14 protein-coding genes are annotated in these 18,095 nt (G+C 45.4%); 6 read left to right on the plus strand and 8 right to left on the minus strand.

Going from position 1 to position 18,095, the window contains the following annotated elements; genetic code table 11:
- Positions 1-6 precede the first annotated feature (6 nt).
- Genes AC0YNZ_RS16305 through AC0YNZ_RS16320 form a run of 4 tightly spaced genes read right to left on the minus strand, consistent with a single transcriptional unit; the run spans position 7 to position 6,650 of the window.
- Complete coding sequence (locus tag AC0YNZ_RS16305) at positions 7-963, minus strand: sugar ABC transporter substrate-binding protein (protein ID WP_475827617.1); 957 nt, start codon at positions 961-963, stop codon at positions 7-9.
- Between the two features lie 53 nt (positions 964-1,016).
- On the minus strand, positions 1,017-3,065 hold the full coding sequence (locus AC0YNZ_RS16310; RefSeq protein WP_475827618.1) for a PAS domain S-box protein: 2,049 nt from the start codon (positions 3,063-3,065) through the stop codon (positions 1,017-1,019).
- Positions 3,019-3,876, minus strand: coding sequence for a CheR family methyltransferase (locus tag AC0YNZ_RS16315; protein ID WP_475827619.1), 858 nt, complete (start codon positions 3,874-3,876; stop codon positions 3,019-3,021). Before AC0YNZ_RS16315 ends, AC0YNZ_RS16310 begins: the two co-directional genes overlap by 47 nt.
- A gap of 17 nt (positions 3,877-3,893) precedes the next feature.
- Complete coding sequence (locus AC0YNZ_RS16320) at positions 3,894-6,650, minus strand: ATP-binding protein (RefSeq protein WP_475827620.1); 2,757 nt, start codon at positions 6,648-6,650, stop codon at positions 3,894-3,896.
- 487 nt (positions 6,651-7,137) lie between these two features.
- Between AC0YNZ_RS16320 and AC0YNZ_RS16325 the strand changes: the two genes are divergently transcribed.
- The 5 genes from AC0YNZ_RS16325 (at position 7,138) to AC0YNZ_RS16345 (ending at position 12,240) form a co-directional block, all read left to right on the plus strand.
- Positions 7,138-7,668 carry an SRPBCC family protein gene (locus tag AC0YNZ_RS16325; protein WP_475827621.1) on the plus strand — a complete coding sequence of 177 codons (531 nt, stop codon included), beginning with the start codon at positions 7,138-7,140 and terminating at the stop codon, positions 7,666-7,668.
- Between the two features lie 902 nt (positions 7,669-8,570).
- On the plus strand, positions 8,571-9,332 hold the full coding sequence (locus AC0YNZ_RS16330; RefSeq protein WP_475827622.1) for a prolipoprotein diacylglyceryl transferase: 762 nt from the start codon (positions 8,571-8,573) through the stop codon (positions 9,330-9,332).
- Positions 9,333-9,334: 2 nt separating this feature from the next.
- The gene (locus AC0YNZ_RS16335) at positions 9,335-10,774 is read left to right on the plus strand and encodes a radical SAM protein (RefSeq protein ID WP_475827623.1); all 1,440 of its coding nucleotides are present in this window, start codon (positions 9,335-9,337) and stop codon (positions 10,772-10,774) included.
- The gene (locus AC0YNZ_RS16340) at positions 10,758-11,063 is read left to right on the plus strand and encodes a hypothetical protein (protein ID WP_475827624.1); all 306 of its coding nucleotides are present in this window, start codon (positions 10,758-10,760) and stop codon (positions 11,061-11,063) included. Before AC0YNZ_RS16335 ends, AC0YNZ_RS16340 begins: the two co-directional genes overlap by 17 nt.
- Positions 11,064-11,256: 193 nt before the next feature.
- The gene (locus AC0YNZ_RS16345; protein ID WP_475827786.1) at positions 11,257-12,240 is read left to right on the plus strand and encodes an NAD(P)-dependent alcohol dehydrogenase; all 984 of its coding nucleotides are present in this window, start codon (positions 11,257-11,259) and stop codon (positions 12,238-12,240) included.
- Positions 12,241-12,361: 121 nt separating this feature from the next.
- Here the strand turns inward: AC0YNZ_RS16345 and gdhA are convergent, their stop codons facing one another.
- Together gdhA and AC0YNZ_RS16355 are read right to left on the minus strand one after the other, a co-directional pair.
- Complete coding sequence (gene gdhA, locus AC0YNZ_RS16350) at positions 12,362-13,732, minus strand: NADP-specific glutamate dehydrogenase (RefSeq protein ID WP_475827625.1); 1,371 nt, start codon at positions 13,730-13,732, stop codon at positions 12,362-12,364.
- Between the two features lie 101 nt (positions 13,733-13,833).
- Positions 13,834-14,811: a diaminopimelate dehydrogenase gene (locus AC0YNZ_RS16355; RefSeq protein ID WP_475827626.1), complete on the minus strand. Its 978-nt coding sequence runs from the start codon at positions 14,809-14,811 to the stop codon at positions 13,834-13,836.
- Between the two features lie 1,050 nt (positions 14,812-15,861).
- Between AC0YNZ_RS16355 and AC0YNZ_RS16360 the strand changes: the two genes are divergently transcribed.
- Positions 15,862-16,665: a CPBP family glutamic-type intramembrane protease gene (locus tag AC0YNZ_RS16360; RefSeq protein ID WP_475827627.1), complete on the plus strand. Its 804-nt coding sequence runs from the start codon at positions 15,862-15,864 to the stop codon at positions 16,663-16,665.
- Between the two features lie 221 nt (positions 16,666-16,886).
- On the opposite strand, the gene AC0YNZ_RS16365 is transcribed toward AC0YNZ_RS16360, so the two are convergent.
- The gene (locus AC0YNZ_RS16365) at positions 16,887-17,117 is read right to left on the minus strand and encodes a hypothetical protein (RefSeq protein ID WP_475827628.1); all 231 of its coding nucleotides are present in this window, start codon (positions 17,115-17,117) and stop codon (positions 16,887-16,889) included.
- A 125-nt stretch (positions 17,118-17,242) separates the two neighbouring features.
- Positions 17,243-18,091 (minus strand): sulfurtransferase, encoded by an 849-nt coding sequence (locus tag AC0YNZ_RS16370; RefSeq protein WP_475827629.1) that lies wholly within the window; start codon positions 18,089-18,091, stop codon positions 17,243-17,245.
- Positions 18,092-18,095: the final 4 nt, after the last annotated feature.

The following is an 18,095-nucleotide window of genomic DNA, read 5'->3' on the forward strand; positions in this document are numbered from 1 at the left end:
GAGATTCTAATTTAATATTTGTGTGAGGAAATCTAATTTTTCCTTCGCATTATCTTTCGTTATGATATCAATACCGCTATCAATCCTTGTTTCAACCGTCTCCCCATTGATAGCTTTCAATGCGTTTTCAACACTTAAATAACCCATGTCATAAGGGTTCTGTGTCACTGTAGCGGTCAGCGTCCCCGCTTCTATGGCCTTGACCATGTCCATAATGCCGTCCGCCCCGACGACGGGAATTTTTAAACCTTCTTCTTCTGTTACTTTTAATGCCTTTAGAGCTAACGTGTCATAAGTGGCAAATACACCTTTAATATCGGAAATCGTCTGATACGTATTCGTCTTCAAAATGTTTCTCATTACTGATCTAACCTCTGCAATGTCGTCCACACGCTCAAACTGCTGCTCGACAATTTTAATTCCTGCGGCTTCTAAAGATTCTTTAGCTCCTTGTATCCGTTCATTCGCGTTTTCTGATATTCCCCCAATGAGGGCTACTTGATCACCGGGCTGCAGCATAGAAGCTAGCAGCTCACCCGCTTTTTTACCCAATGCAGGGTTATCCGTTCCAATATAAGCCGTTTTATCATTCCAATCGGCTTCCGTATCCACAAACAACACAGGAATATTGTTTTTCTTATATTCCATTAATATAGGAATTATGGAAGAAGGTTGATGCGGAGCGACAATTAGCGCTTCCGGGTTTTGTTTCAACACGTTTTTCAACAATGCTGCCTTTGTCAGAGTATTGTTATTGGCTGCTATAACTTTACCTTCTATATTAAAATCAAGAAATGCTTTATTCGCCCCTGCTTCAACAATTTTCCAATACTCTGAATCTAATCCTTCAAGAACGACAACAACCTTTGGACTCTCATTCTTGTCTATTAGCTTGACTGTTAACCCGATTAAACCGAAAAGTACGATTGTGCAAACCAATGGGGCCATCCATCTTTTCCTCATCACTTATCCCCTCCTCGCATGTTTTTTCCGGACATTCAGATTTCTATTGCGGTTCATGCATGACAAGCCCTGAAGCGAATAGAAAAGACAGTCCCCTGATCGCCTGATTTTACATCGATGACAGCATGATGACGTTCAGCCACACTGTAGCAAATAGCCAGGCCTAATCCGGATCCCTTATCTTTCGTCGTGAAGAAGGGGGTTCCTATTTTCTCCAGCAGTTCCGGTTTAATTCCCACTCCCTGATCCCGTATCTCCAGAACTACCGATTGTTCTTCAGAATATGTCTTTATCGTAAGCGTTCCTCCTGAAGACATGGCCTCGAGCCCATTTAAAACGAGATTTAAAATAAGCTGGCGAATTTCCTTTTCATCTAAATACAGTTTCGGGCAATCCCCTAATTCATGCAGCACATGCTTGTCAGAAAGCAGCGCTTCTGCCTGAATCAGTGGAAATAGCGCTATTAATATCTCATTGAGATGTTTTTGGGTTTTATCATTGACTTTATTTTTAGCCAGAGTCAGAAATTCTGTAATGATGCCGTTGGCCCGATCAAGTTCTCCCATCATTAATTCAATATGCTCCTGTGATAAAATATCACGTTTAAACTTAGACATTTGTAAAAATCCCCTGACAGAAGTCAATGGATTTCGAATCTCATGGGCAATTCCTGCTGCCATTTCACCTATTAAATTCAAACGGTCCAATCGAACCATTTCTTTCTCCAATAGAGTTCTTTCGGTTACGTCAGTCACCACAATGATAATACAAGATTCTCCTTGGATTTCTATTAGCTCTGTTGATAATAAGCCCTCACGCACTTCCTCGGACTTGCTCATATAACGAATCTTCTCATTGCGAATCGTTGTTCCGTATTCAAGACTGAATAGAACGGTATTGCTCCTATCAGAGTCCGATATAAGATGCAGCATATCGTCCGTTTGATTCTTTATCTCTTCATAACGATAACCGGTATAATGGACCCAGCTCTCATTAACATCAATGAACCTTCCATCCTGGAGAGAACGAATCGCTATCAAGCAAGGGCTGGACTCGAAAATTTTCCGAAAACGTTCCTGGGATACACAAAGGTCATCCGCTATTTTTTTCCGCTCCTCAATCTCATTCTGGAGCTTCTCGTTGGCCAGTAAGAGTTCCAATGTCCGTTCTTCCACCAGCTTCTCTAAATCATTGAATTGCTGCCTTCGCAGAGCCTCGAATTTTTTTCTATCCGTAATATCTCGAATGGAACATACATAGATGTTTTGATTCTCAATATTCGCTTCCCCAATTTGAATATCCACGGGAAACATGCTTTTGTCTTTGCGCAAGGCAACAGCCTCCATCAACTTGCCGGTAATCGGCTTAACCGAGGGAGAAATGATCAATGAGGCCTCTTTCCTATCCTCTTGCTTAAATACAGGGAGAAGGGTAGCGACATGCTGGCCTAATAACTCCTCCGTGATGTACCCAAACATACCTTTAACGGCATGGTTGACAGAAAAAATATATCCGCTTTCATCAAATGTTATAATCGTGTCTGTCAGCGTTTCTCCAATAACTCTCTCCAATGCTTCCTTTTTGCGCAAATCCAGAGTCGTGCGATCAAGCTTTTTGTTAACTTCCTGAAGCTCAAGATTACGCTCCCATTCACTTTGTTCATAATTTTTGTGAATTTTTATAAGTTGTTCCATTTTCCTTCTCAGTGTTTCAGGATGGAAGGGTTTGGTAATATAATCAATGGCTCCAACGGAATAACCGCGAAGGACATTTTCAATATCCTGGCTAATCGCTGTTACAAAAATAATAGGGATATGTTTTGATTTTTCTCTTTCTTTGATTAACTTAGCCGTCTCAAATCCATTCAATCCCGGCATTTGTACGTCCAGCACAATAACGGCAAATTCCCGCTGTAAAACATACATCAATGCTTCTTCTCCCGAATTTGCTTTGGTAAAACAATAGTTCGGGGACATGAGCACAGCTTCTAATGCTAATAAATTTTCCGGGTGATCATCCACGATTAAAATATTGACGTTTTCGGTCGATATTGCACTATTTGATTTTGCGGTACAGTCTTTCTGCGGAATCAAACTCTTCATAATGGTCAGCATATCTTGTATACCGAATCCCCTCTCTATTACCGAGACCAATAAAACCCGATAAACTTAAACTCTCATAAAACAGCTGATGTACATGATCTTGCAAAGATTTATTGAAATAAATCATCACATTTCTGCAAATAATGATGTGAAATTCATTAAAAGAGTGATCGGTCGCCAAATTATGCTGAGCAAATACAACATTTTCCCGAAGAAAAGGATGGAAAATCACTTTGTCCTGCTTAACAGTGTAGTATTCGGAAAAGGCTCTCGTTCCACCGGCTTCCAAATAATTTTTAGTATACATTTGCATCCGGTCTAAAGGGAAAACTCCATTTTTCGCCTCTTCTAAAAGAGTGCCATTCATATCTGTTGCATAGATTTTAGTTTTGTCGTATATTCCTTCCTCGTGCAAAAGAATGGCCATCGAATAAACTTCTTGTCCTACTGAACAGCCCGCATGCCAAATCCGAATAAACGGGCAGTCCCTCAGCTTCGGAATGACTTTATTACGAAAGGATAAAAAAAAGCTGGGATCGCGGAACATCTCCGTCACATTGATAGAGAAATCGGCATAAAATCTTTTCATCAAGGCAGGATCATGGAAAACTCTTTCCTGAAGGCCTGATATACTTTTTAATTTCTCAGCATGAATGCGATGCCATATTCTGCGCTGAATAAAGGGAAATGAATAAGATCTAAAATCAAAGCCGTAATAACGATACATGCCTTCAAGCAATAATTCGATTTCAATTTTCTCCAATTCAGCATCATCTTGTATTTGATCAATACTCTTTTCTTCGCTTTGCACTGTAATGGTAGTCCCGCCTATCTGTATACCCATACCTGTATTAGTGAGAGTAGTTGAATGATATTTATCGGTTTGCTGATATAATCAGAAGCCCCGGCATTAATGCATTGTTCCCTATCCTGTTTCATTGCCTTTGCTGTAAGTGCGATTATTGGCAGCTTTTTGAATTGGGGCATTTGACGAATCGCGTGAATAGCCTCAAAACCGTCCATCTCCGGCATCATGATATCCATCAGCACCAAATCCGTTTCAGGATTGCTGCGTAAGCTTTCAATTCCTTCCCGGCCATTTAGTGCAAATATAACTTCCATATGATATCCCTCTAACGCTGTCGTTAAGGCGAATATATTGCGCATATCATCATCCACAATGAGGATTTTTTTACCGTCGAGCAAGTTTTTTTCATACGGATTAGGGTTCCACGATTCAACCTGCAGTCCATGCTTTGCAGCAGATTCCACGGAATTGTGCTCCTGTTCGTAAAGCCCTGCAGCTGCCTCTTTCTTAGAGTATCGATCTTCTGTCAATGGGAACGATTTAATACTAGGCAAATACAGGGTAAAGATAGTTCCCTTGTCTACTTCACTGTTCACTTGGATGAAACCGCCTAACAGCTGGGCAATTTCCCGGCTAATCGGCAGGCCTAAACCAGTGCCGCCGTATTTTCGGCTAGTGGTTCCATCCGCCTGTTTAAATGTTTCGAAAATCATTTCCAGTTTTTCTTCCGGAATCCCAATTCCCGTATCTATAACTGAAAAGGCCAACACTGATCCCATTTGGTCAACAATAAGTTTTTCATTAAAAACTTTTTGGGACGACTTATGAATATATAGGGATACACTGCCCTTTTCCGTAAATTTAAAGGCGTTTGATAATAAATTTTTCAGAATTTGCTGCAAACGATGCTCATCGGTAAACATGCTTTTCGGTAAATCCGGATCGATCCGAACGGAAAATTGTATTCCTTTCTGGCGGGCAATAGGGAAAAATTGATTTTCTACAAATACCTGCACATCATGCAGCTGTAATTCTTCAGGAATGACCTCCAAGTTGCCAGATTCCACTTTCGCCAAATCTAAGATGTCGTTGATTAAATTGAGCAAATCATCACCTGATGAATAGATTGTCCGGATATATTCCAATTGTTTATCGGTAAGATTCCCTTCCGAATTCTCAGCAAGTATATGAGTCAGAATCAATAAACTGTTGAGCGGTGTTCGCAGTTCATGGGACATATTAGCAAGAAACTCGGATTTATATTGAGAGCTAAGTGCCAAATGCTGAGCTTTTTCCTCGAGAACCAACCTGATTTCTTCCAGCTCCGTCTTCTTCTGTTCCGAGTTTTCATATTGTTCTTCGAGTCTTTCATGGGCCGATCTTAACTCCTCTTGCTGCATTTGGAGCTCCTCAGATTGGCTTTGCAGCTCTTCTGTAAGAGCCTGTGATTCTTGCAGCAATTTTGCCACTTGCATTCGGCTTTTGACACTATTTATGACAATCCCAATATTGCTCATGACTTCATGAAGCAGCATTTGTTGAAGAGGACAGAATGTTTCAAAGGTAGCCAATTCAATGACCGCCAGTATCTCTCCCTCATACACAGCGGGTAAAATGATTAGGCTTGCTGGCGATGACATACCGGTGCCGGAGACTATCTTTAGATGATCATCCGGGATCTGATTAAGCAAGATAGACTGTTTTAGCACTGCGCATTGTCCAACAAGCCCCTCCCCCGCACGAAAACTTTCGAAGCCAATTGGTTCATGATGAGCAGCATAGCCAGCCAACTTTCGCAGCCGGTATTGATCCCCTTCACCCTCCTGCGTATAGAAGACTCCATAACTGGCCCCCACCATAGGCGTAATCTTCGTAATGAACAATTTAGCCAGGGTCTGCAAATCATCAACTTTAGAATACATCGTGGCGATTTCTGCAATTTTCGTTTTTAGCCGACTCTTTTCCTGCGCCTCTTCTTTTAACTCTATTTCCTGCTTGGCGCGTTCTTCCAAATCTTGAGCCATTCCATTAAAGGCTTCAGCGATCGCACCAATCTCATCTTTGGAAGTCACCTTAATACGGGGTAACTTCGTTACATTATTATGGGTTACGCTAGTCATTACAGATGTTACTTTATTAAGATTTTTTGTAATGCTTAGAATCAACCAAACCGTCATCCCTATTCCAATGATCAAACCTATTAAGACATATGTATAAATCATTTTGGTGGCTACATTATATGTCGTGCGGGTCCGATACAATTCGTTTTTCATCTCTTGTTCCTGCAGGGTATTTAATAAGTCTATATTTTGCAGCAGCCGTTCACGAAGCTGCTTCGAATCATACCATAGCAATTCTTCGTATTCAGCTTTCATACCCGCTTTTTTGAGCGTTAAAATTTGTTGTGTCATTTCAGTATAAGTTCCATAGAGTGCTGTGAATTTTACAATTAATTCCTGAGACTTTTCACGAGTGTCCATCTTCTTTAGGGACTCAATGGCCATGCTGGTATTCATACGGGATTTTTCCATATCATTCGTGAAATCTTGAAGGAGATCATCTGGCGGATCGGAAGTGAGCCCCTTTAATCCTCTGTCCAAATTGGCAATCTCGTACTGAATGGTTGAAGTCATACTTACCCTTTCGGATAATTCCTTGACTACGACATTCATTTTTACTGTTATTTGATCCAGCATATTTATTAAAAACGTCACGAGGATAATTATGATTACTAAAAAAGAACCCAATCCTAAATAAAGCTTTGTTTTGAATTTCATATAATCTCCATTCTACTTAAATGTCTGCAAATTATAATTTAGGGGAATGATAGGCTATGGGGTCAACGTTGAAGCAAGATGGATGGCGCGAGGAGATTCGTAAAGCATTACGTTTAATTATAATTATAGCAGAATGAAAAATGAATAGTTATTTCAAATTTAACATGTAATTTACAAAAGCATGACGTGAAATTGAGCGCCTATTCGTCTCCTATAAGCATTATAACAGATTTCTCTTTTATAGCATCACTTGGAAACTCACTTGAAAACTACAAATATACTTAAATATGGTTTTTTTTAACTATTCCTTGTGAGCTTTCCTTCTCCAAACCTGCGAGAATTTCAACTTTTCTTAGGGTTGCCTCAGGCAAACAAAAGCACAATATTCCTTGACAAGAATATTCCTAATGGAGTATATTCGGTTTATGAACTTAATCTTATTCGCTCTCGCCTAATCAATACTAAAATCAAGTTTGGAGGAATTGTCATGACTGAAAGCCAAGCAGCAAACACAAATCCCATGAACACAGAGGAAGGAAAGTTTGTTATCACCCGCACTTTCAACGCACCGCGTGAGTTAGTGTTTAAAGTATGGACGGAGGCCGAGCACTTGATGCATTGGTGGGGACCTACGGGAATGTCACTTGAAGTAAAGAAGCTTGATCTGCGCCCAGGCGGGATGTTCCACTATGGCATGCGCTCCCCTGACGGCCATGAAATGTGGGGCAAGTTCGTTTATCAAGAAATCGTTGCACCGGAAAAAATCGTCTTCATCAACTCCTTCTCCGATGCAGAGGGAAATACGATACGTCCCCCATTCAGTTCTGAATTTCCGCTTGAAGTGATGAATATCGCAACGTTCGCCGAACATGAAGGCCAAACCACTCTTACGCTTCGGGGAGGCCCTCACAATGCAACTGCTGAGGAGCACGCGTTCTATAAAGGTATGTTTGAATCCATGCAGCAAGGATTTGGCGGCACCTTCGATCAGCTCGACGCATATTTAGCGAAAATCTAAGGTACCAGCGCTTGGATTCCATGTTGAACATTAAAAAAACAAAGCACAGGAGATCACACCTCCTGTGCTCTGTTTTTAGAATCCAGCGTAATGGCCTTATTTGTGACAAGTGCGATGTAAGCTCAGTCTTTGCACGACGGAGCTTCTCAGCACTTACACTTCACCCGCCGTATTCGAATTCTTTTTTTACATTTGGGTCTACATTTCTTTCTCCTTTTCTTGTCCTTGTCCTTATCCTTATCTTTGCTGAATCCAACGTCCACGGCAGTTATTGAGGTGATTGTTATATAGCTAACGACACCTTTCACATTTATAACGACACAGCCATCTACAATACCTAAAAACACTCCGGTACGAACTGTTCCGTCAAAATGAATTCGAATATTGGGAGTACCTACTCCAATCTCTGATAGAATGCAATGAAAGCGACTATTTTGGCCGCAGCTTTTTTCCTCTGATCTTTTACTTCCGTTGCTTTGACTCCCCGAGCTTTTACTTCCGTTGCTCCGACAATCCGAGCATTTACTTCCGTGGCTTCGACTCTTCGAGTTTTTACTACCGTGACTTCGGTTCCTTGAGCCTTTGCATCCCCCTTTGTTCTTCATTCCTACCATCTCCTTTCATTAAGAATTGATATTATCATATGGAAATTGATAGAGTTCCGTGTGTATATTTTTAATAGAATATAGAAATAAAAACCTGTTTCTAATAAAAAATAATGGGCTGGTACCGCATTAATACGATAAAAACACTAACAGCTAACATATTATTTGCAGCAGAAGGAATGAAGTTTTCTAGTTTAGTTTATCAATAATATTGGAGAGCGGATTTCATAAAGGATTATCGATTGCCGCTAGCGAATGTATAGCAAATAAATTCATAAAACGAAACTGGAGAACACAATGACCTTCCCTATTTGGATCAATCTTGGCTTTATAAAGCTGCATCCTCATGCAGTATTTGAAGCGCTCGCTTATTTTATCGGCTTTCGAGTGTACCTCTACACCCGCAGCAAAGATAAGCTTCCGATTGTGCAGGGCATGTGGATCATTGTCGGAGCCATTCTAGGAGCTGCCATCGGGTCTAAAGTGTTGTACTGGCTGGAGGACCCCGTGCGGACGATCGAAAACTTGCGCAGCTACACCTATTTAATGGAGGGAAAAACGATAGTCGGCGGTCTGCTGGGCGGACTGATCGGTGTGGAGTGGATGAAGAAGAGCGTCGGCATTACCCGTTCCACTGGCGATGATATGGCACTGCCGATTATTGTAGGCATGGTTATTGGGCGCATCGGCTGCTTTATGACCGGGCTTACTGATCATACCTACGGCACGCCGACAACTTGGATGACAGGCATTGATTTTGGCGACGGCATCCTTAGACATCCGACACAGCTGTATGAAATGGCTTTCTTGCTTCTGCTTGGAGGGTTGCTCTACCGATGGAAAAAAAGAGACGCATTTCCTGACGGAGCGATTTTCCAGCTTTTTATGGCGGGGTATCTCTTGTTCCGCTTGGCCGTCGATTTTATAAAACCAACCCCTCATCTTTATCTCGGGCTTAACAACATTCAGCTGGCTTGCCTCACAGGCTTAATCTATTACTTTGCTTTGATATACAAGTGGCTGGGACAGCCGCTGCGCTCACATAGGAAGGAGTTGTAACGATGACAACGAAAAACAGACCCTACATTTTCTACGAGCTGACGAACAGCATCTGTTCGAAATGCTTGCGCAAGGTCGAAGCTAAAGTCATCATAGAGGACAATCAAGTGTTTCTGCTCAAATATTGCGGACAGCACGGACGGGAAAAGGTACTGATTGCAAGCGACGCCGCTTATTATAAGAAATGCCGCGAATTCCTGAAGCCTGCGGAAATGCCGCAGCACTGGAACACACCGATCCGTTACGGCTGCCCCTATGATTGCGGACTATGTCCTGATCATGAGCAGCATAGCTGTCTGACGCTGCTCGAGGTCACAGACCGCTGTAATCTGCAATGTCCGATTTGCTATGCAGAGTCCTCCCCGCATAAGGACTCATGGCGCTCACTGGAGCAGATCGAGAAAATGCTCGATGCCATCGTCCGCAACGAGGGCGAGCCCGATATTGTGCAAATTAGCGGGGGCGAGCCTACTATTCATCCGCAGTTTTTCGAAATACTGGACCTCGCCAAAAGCAAGCCAATCAAGCATATTATGGTAAACACCAATGGCCTCCGCATAGCTCAGGACCGCAGCTTTGCCAAGCGGTTAGCCGAATATATGCCCGGCTTTGAAATTTACCTGCAGTTCGACAGCTTCCAGGAGGAGGCGCTGCGGGAGCTTCGCGGCGTTGATCTGCGTGACGTTCGCCGCCGGGCTTTAGAGCATTTGAACGAATTCAATATCTCGACCACGCTGGTCGTTACGCTCAAAAAAGGACTGAACGACCATGAGATCGGCGACATTATTCAGTTCGGCCTGAAGCAGCCCGCCGTACGCGGTGTCACCTTCCAGCCTATCCAAGCGGCAGGACGATTGGAAGATTACGATCCGGCGAAGGACCGCTTGACCCTTAGCGAGGTGCGGCAAGGAATCATTGACCAATCGGGCATTTTTCGCTCGGAGGATATTATTCCGGTGCCATGCCACCCCGATTGTTTGGCGATGGGCTACGCCTTGAAGCTTGGCGGGGATGTGCTGCCGCTTACCGGCTTAATGGACCCTCAAATATTACTGGAGGGCGGCCGCAACACGATCGTGTTCGAGCAGGATCAAACCCTTAAGTCAAAAATATTCGAGCTGTTCTCGACTGCTCATTCCCCTGCCTCTTCAGCGCTTTCGCTGAAAAACCTGCTATGCTGCTTGCCGATGGTCGCCGTGCCTGACAACATTAGCTATGATAATGTATTCCGTGTCATCATTATGCAGTTTTTAGATCCATACAATTTCGATGTGCGCTCCGTCAAAAAATCTTGCGTTCACATCGTACACCCCGATGGACGAATCATTCCTTTTGACACGTACAATATGTTCTATCGCGGTGATCAGGAGAAGAAGCTCGTAGAGCTGAGAAATGAATTTGACATGCGCCCGGGAGGTAAAGTCAATGAGTGGAATGAGTGATGAGGATAACAAGCAGCCAGGCGTATCGCCTTCCGGCAAATCGCCTGGCCATATCAAGCAGGTATGGCTCGGAATCGGGCTGTTAGCCGCGCTGCATTTATTGCTTTTCCTTTTTCCTATCGCCTTTTTCTTTATCAGCGTCGCACAAATCATATACCTGATTCCTGCTATCCTTATTTTCCGTAAAAAGAGCGGGATCGTTCAAGGATTGCTGATCGGCGCCGGCATTACTTTTCTGTTGAACGCTGCCTGCTTTGGGCTTGTGATTAGTGGGAATTTATCTCTATAAGCCTTGCTAAAACAGCCGCTTTAGATCCTTTCTCCGACTTCTTGTTTGCAAGCTGTTGAATGGAAAGCACAAGAGGGCCGTAACAGGCCCTCTTCTTGGCAACCTTTCACAACACCAAAACAGAGGTATTCTTTTATGGGGATAAAAATGAATAGCCGTTAAGGATTCAATTTATCGGCAAGGAGGGATATTTATTAAAGCAATTGTAGCAACAAAATACGGATCACCGGAGGTTCTTCAGCTCAAAGAGGTCGAAAAACCTGCGCCCAAAGACAATGAAATACTGGTTAAAGTGCATGCGACAACCGTAAACGCCGGGGACAGTAGAATGCGAAGTTTTACAGTCCCCCCCATGTTCTGGCTCCCCGGTCGAATCGCTTTAGGTTTCAGAAAACCAAGAAATCCGATATTAGGAATGGAGCTAGCCGGTGAAGTTGAAGTAGTCGGCAAAGATGTAACACAGTTCAAGGCAGGTGATCAGGTTTTTGCATCGACCTTCAAGGTGAATTTTGGTGCCCATGCCGAGTACAAATGTCTGCCCGAGGATGGAGCAGTGGTAACAAAACCGGACAATTTGACCTATGAGGAAGCCGCTGCTCTTTCTATTGGAGCAACTACCGCTCTGTTTTTCCTCCAAAAAGGCAGCATCGAGCCCGGAAAAAAAGTGCTCATCATTGGCGCTTCGGGAAGTGTAGGCACTTTTGCGGTACAGCTTGCCAAGTGCTTTGGGGCGGAAGTCACCGGGGTATGCAGTACTGCGAATGTTAAAATGGTGAAATCTCTGGGAGCCGATAAGGTAATAGACTACACCCAAGCGGATTTCACGAAAAACGGTCAGACCTACGATATTATTTTTGATACGGTAGGCAAGACTACGTTATCACAATGCAAGAGCTCGCTGAAGAACAAAGGAAATTATCTTCATACGGTCATGCTGGGATCAGAGATAAAAGGGCTGTGGTATTCGTTGACATCTGATAAGAAAGTCATCGGCGGGACAGCAGTCACACGCAAAGAAGATCTGCTTTTTCTCAAAAAGCTTGCTGAGACGGGCCGGTTGAAACCGGTTATTGACCGCTGCTATCCGCTGGAGCAAATGGTCGAGGCGCACCGGTATGTCGATCAAGGTCACAAAAAAGGAAATGTAGTTATAACTTTCAATCATAACAAAATCTAACAAAACGCTGCACCTGACCGCTAGATGAATGAAAAAGCTGCGTTATACGCGCCTGTACGTTCGCGCCAAAAAAGAAGCGGCCCACTGCGGGACCGCTTCTTTTCCTTCTGTCAATCACCGATTAAACGACGCCTTGCGCGATCATCGCGTCCGCGACGCGAACGAAGCCGGCAATATTCGCTCCGACAACCAGGTTGCCCGGGTAGCCGTATTTTGCCGCTTCCGCTTCGCTGTTGCGATAAATGTTGCGCATAATATCATGCAGCTTCGCATCCACTTCCTCGAACGTCCACGATAGGCGCATGCTGTTCTGCGCCATCTCTAGCGCGGAAACGGCCACGCCGCCGGCATTTGCTGCTTTCGCAGGCCCGAACAAAACCTTGTTATTCAGAAATACGTCAATCGCAGCCAATGTAGACGGCATGTTTGCGCCTTCGCCGACCGCAATGACGCCGTTCGCGACGAGCATAGCGGCCGATTGGTCGTCGATCTCGTTTTGCGTCGCGCAAGGAAGAGCGATCTCGCAAGGAATCGACCAAATGCCTTCGCAGCCCGGCGTATAAACCGCATTCGGGCGGGACTGGACGTATTCGCTGATTCGTTTGCGCTCCACTTCCTTCAATCGCTTCAGAAGCGCCAGATCAATGCCTTCCGGATCGTGAACGTAGCCGTTCGAATCGCTGCAGGCCACGACCTTCGCGCCCAACTGCTGCAATTTTTCGATTGCGTAGATCGACACGTTGCCGGAACCGGATACGACGACCGTGGATCCTTCCAGGCTTAATCCTTTCGCTTGCAGCATCTCGTTCACGAAATAGACGCAGCCGTAGCCTGTCGCCTCTTTGCGGGCGAGGCTGCCGCCGTAGAGCAGGCCTTTACCCGTCAGAACGCCTGCTTCGTTGCCGCTTCTAATCCGTTTGTATTGACCGAACATATAGCCAATCTCTCGCGCGCCTACGCCGATGTCGCCGGCAGGCACGTCAATATCGGGTCCTATGTAACGGTATAGCTCCGTCATGAAGCTTTGCGTAAAGCGCATGATTTCTTGTTCCGATTTCCCCTTCGGATCGAAGTCGGAGCCGCCTTTACCGCCGCCAATCGGTTGGCCGGTCAGCGAGTTTTTGAAAATTTGCTCGAAGCCGAGAAATTTAATAATGCTCGCGTTGACCGACGGATGGAAGCGAAGGCCGCCTTTATACGGCCCGAGCGCGCTGTTGAACTGAACGCGGAAGCCGCGGTTTACTTGCGCCTTGCCGTTATCGTCGACCCAAGGCACGCGGAAGGAGACGACACGCTCAGGCTCGGTGATCCTCTCCAAGATGCTGTGCTCGATATAATGCGGGTTCGCTTCGATCACTGGAATGAGCGAATCCAATATCTCTTTGACCGCTTGAAAAAATTCTTTCTCGCCTTGGTTGCGGCTGATGACCATCTCGTAAACCGAATGTACGTATTCCTTTGCCGTTTGCTGCTTAACCAATAGATCATTCACTTCAGTGGACGCTCCTTTTACACGATACGACGGGGAATGAACGTAGAACGAAACACGTCGTTTGCGCTTATGAATAGGGTATGGACTTATGTAAATGCAACTTACAGCAATTCGCGGCGAAGCTCTTCGCCCGATTTCGGCGACAAATAGGAGAACGGAACATCGAAAACGGTTTTGGCGCCGGTTTGTCCTTCTTGGCTCATCCGGTTAACCGCTCTTGCGTAAGCAACCAGTACGCTTGCCGTAAATTCCGGATTGCTCTCCAGCTTCAAGCCGAACTCGACAATTTGTTTCGTGCCTTCTCCGGTAATGCCGCTGCGGATAACGAAGCCGCCGTGAGGCATGCCCTGATGCTCGGCCTTCAATTGCTCTTCGGAGATGAAGGCAACCGTCGTGTCGTAATCGGAGAAGTAGTTCGGCATCGAAATGATCGTCTCCCGAATGGCATCCTTGTCCGCGCCTTCTTCCGCTACGACAAAGCACTCGCGAAGATGCTTCTCGCGCGTCGCCAGCACCGGTGTCTCTCCCGCACGGATGCGCTCGATGACTGATTGGACGGGAACCGTATACTGCACGCCGGCTTTCACGCCCGGCACGCGGCGAATGGCATCCGAATGGCCTTGGCTGACGCCCTTGCCCCAGAACGTATAGTCCGTTCCTTCCGGAAGGATGGCTTGCGCCAACAGCCGGTTAAGCGAAAATAGGCCCGGATCCCAGCCAGTCGAAATGACGCATAGTTTACCGCTTTGCTTTGCTACAGCATGAACCCGATCGAAAAACGCCGGACTCTCGGCATGCGTGTCAAAGCTGTCCACCGTGTTGAACATGCTCGCCATGAACGGGGTCTGCTCCGGAAGGTCCGTCGCCGATCCACCGCATAAAATCATGACGTCAATCTTGCCCTTGTACTGCTCGGCCGCCGAGATATGCTCGAATTTAGCACCGTACGATGCCAGATGTTCCGGCTGTCTGCGGGTGAAAATCGCCACAAGCTCCATATCCGGATTTTGCGAAATCGCCTTTTCGACGCCTTTGCCGAGGTTTCCGTACCCCACGATGCCCACTTTCAAAATTCCCATTTTTACTCCTCCTAAAATTAAGACAAAGCCCCCCCCATTCCCGCGGAATGGCTATGCGAAAATAGAGCATAAGAGCATGTGCTAGTTTTGCAGATTTTGTCGATAGCTAACCGTTTTTCAGTCATAATATCGATTTATATTAAAGAATTCAACGAAATAATGCAAATTAATATTTAGATAGTACAAATCACAACTAACCTGACATGATAGAAACGGGATACATATTCGATTTTCTTCTGCTCCCATAACGTTTTTTAACGGTTCGCGAGCATCTGGCGTGGCTCCTAAAACGAGTCGTGAACGGCAAAAAAATGGAAAAAGGCAAGACCTTTTTACACGAAAAATACATACAGTCAGCGGAAAACAGGGCTATCGGCATCCCATCGAAGAATGGTGCGGAAAAGCACCGAATGCTTACACGAGAATTCGCTCGCGGCCTGCCCAAAGGGCTGGTGGCAAGGTGCAAATCAAAGGAAATAACCTACTAAATTTGTATTTTTTATATAGTCATTTTTGTTTACTTTGACAGTGAACAACTGTGGCGCTGATCCGATTCCGGTTTTCATCCGGATATAGAATACCGTCATTTCAGTCAAACCTAACATGTGATGTTCGCTTCATATCTGAACTATTTTATCAAATGGCTATAAAAAAAATTAAAAAAAATGAAAATGACGGCTTCAGCGCCCTAAACATTCAAAATACAAAGCCATTTAGCGGTGGTCTGAGCGGCATATTGGCAAAGAAAGACCTTATGAATATAAACGCTTCGCTCCGAGCAGGCGTGCGGGGAGTCGGAACTAAAGCATAAAAAAACACCGCCAAGGACTAACAGTCCACATGGCGATGTATTAAAATGCTGCATAACGCTATTCCTTTTTCTTTTCTTCCTCGTCGCCTGTCGCTACAGGATTCTCAAGGTTGGAACTCCAATCGCTCCAGCTGGCGTTTTCCCTTAAGTGACGCAGCCTCTTATATTTGGAATGCTATCAAAATTTTGTACATAGGTTAAGTGTAGTCGATTGCACATTAGGAGAGGCGGAATCTAGTATGATTCGATATGCGGGAATGTTGGTCAACTACTTTCTTTACGCAACCCTGATTATCATTGCTATCTTGTTCTACAACTTCATAGTGAATCCAATCTTTGGCTGGGGGGAATTCGGGAAGGGGGATCAACTTCCTGCTCAAGTTTTTATCGTATTGACCGTTTCGATTGTCTTATCATGGATCGCCTACTCCCTGAAGTACAAGATTCTTAGAACCCAAACTCCCTTAAGCTTTATTCGACTCCATCAATACTTGCCTATTCGTTTGCCGCAATCCATTCATATGATAACCGTTGGTCTGGCGTTTTCCTTACTATTCACCTCGGTCATGAAGTTCCTTCTTCATCAGGGTATGTCGGAATTGGAGGATTTTACGGCTCAATACAGCAATGTACCCGCTTTTTATTTGATCGCTTCAGCTGTCCTAAACACTGCGCTGGAGCTCGTTCTTTTTATGGGCATTATGTTTAATGAAGCGCGAAGGAGAGTACCTAGCTTCTGGGCAATGCTTATCATCGCGCTTATTATTGCGGCATTGCAGCCGGGTGGGATTGCCATGCAGCTTCTTGGTATCCCGTTAGGATTTTTGTACGGCTATATGTATAGCAAATTGAAATCAATCTGGTACGTTATTCTAATCGGCTGTTCGTTTAATGTGGCATTCTTTACGATGGTAAAGACAAGCCTATTCGGTTCATTCGACGATCTGAGCGATACAACTCTAATGATCATTGCCATTGGAGCGGCGTTGTATATGATTATAAGCACGGTCTGGTACAGTTTAAGACCGGGTTGGGCAACCTAAATCCGTCTGCCGGAAATCTGTCTCTATTGCAATAACAATTACTAATAGCAAAGGCCAGAGTCCCTAGGCAAGGAGTTCTGGCCTTCATTAAGTCTATTTAGAGGATTCGAACAAGCGTTTAGCTCACCCCACATCTTCCCTCGTAGCCACAGGATTCTTCGTGTCAGAACTCCAATCGCTCCAACAGTCGGTTAACCTCTGAACATGGTTTCAGACGGATCTTACATTTGAATATCACAGCCATCAAAGGGGTGCCCGTTGTGTATGAGCCTGGCCGCATGGGCAATGGCCTTTTTCTGAAAGTCAGAAAGCTTGCTTTCATCTCCATCCCAACTGTCCAGCCACCAGAAGAAAGAGCTTATATTTCTGTAATCCATTAACAGAGGGATCTGTTGAATCATATGCCTATCCATATTATTTTGCTTCAAATAACCTGTCAAAAACTCGTTCAAAGTGGTTTCAGCTGCTCATTGTTGACTCCGTGTTGACTTGGAGCATAAAAAATACATCGCTCAAGGCATACGGCCTACTTAGCGATGTATTCAAATCTTACATACTCTTATACGTCTTTCAGCACTTACTCGTCTCCAGTCGCTATTTTATTCGAAGGATCAGAACTCCAATCACTCCAACTCCCCGCATAAAGCTTCACATTGCGGAACCCCGCCTCCTGCAAAGCAAATACATTCGGCGTAGCCGTCACACCTGATCCACAGTAGACGATGATTTCGTCGTCCTGCGACAAACCTGCGAAGCGCGCGGCCTGCTCCTCCGGCGATTTCCAGGTGCCGTCGGCGCGTTTGCCTTCGTTCCAGAAGCGGTTGATGGCGCCTGGAATATGTCCGGCCGCCGGATCGAGCGGCTCGACCTCGCCGCGATAGCGGGGAGCTTCGCGAGAATCGATCAGCACGGTGCCGGCTTTGCCCATTCGCGCTTTTACATCCTTTTGACTCACCAACATGTCATTCCGAACGACCGGCGTGAATGTGACTCCCTCTGCTGGAGCCGGCACTTCTGTGCTGATCGGATGTCCAGCCGCTTGCCAGCCTGCGAACCCGCCTTCTACTAGATAGACTTGTCCATCATGGCCGAGCCACTGCAGCAGCCAGCGCAGACGGGAGGCCATGGCGCCGCCTTGATCGTCATAGGCGATAACCGTCGTATTGCTGCCGATGCCGATGCGCCCAAGCACTGCCGCCAGCGCCTCCGGCTCCGGCAGCGGATGGCGGCCGCCTTCTCCGTTCGGGAGCTTCGGCCCGGAAAGGTCGCGGCTTAAATCTAAATAATAAGCGCCTGGAATATGCGCCTCCGCATACGCTCTTCTGCCCGCATCCGAATCGTTTAGCGCGTAACGTGCATCAACGATAACCGTGCCTTCCTCACCCAAACGTTCAAGTACCCAAGCCGCTTTTTGATAATAGGTCATTCTG

It is taken from the genome of Paenibacillus sp. J2L1-98, assembly GCF_056269405.1.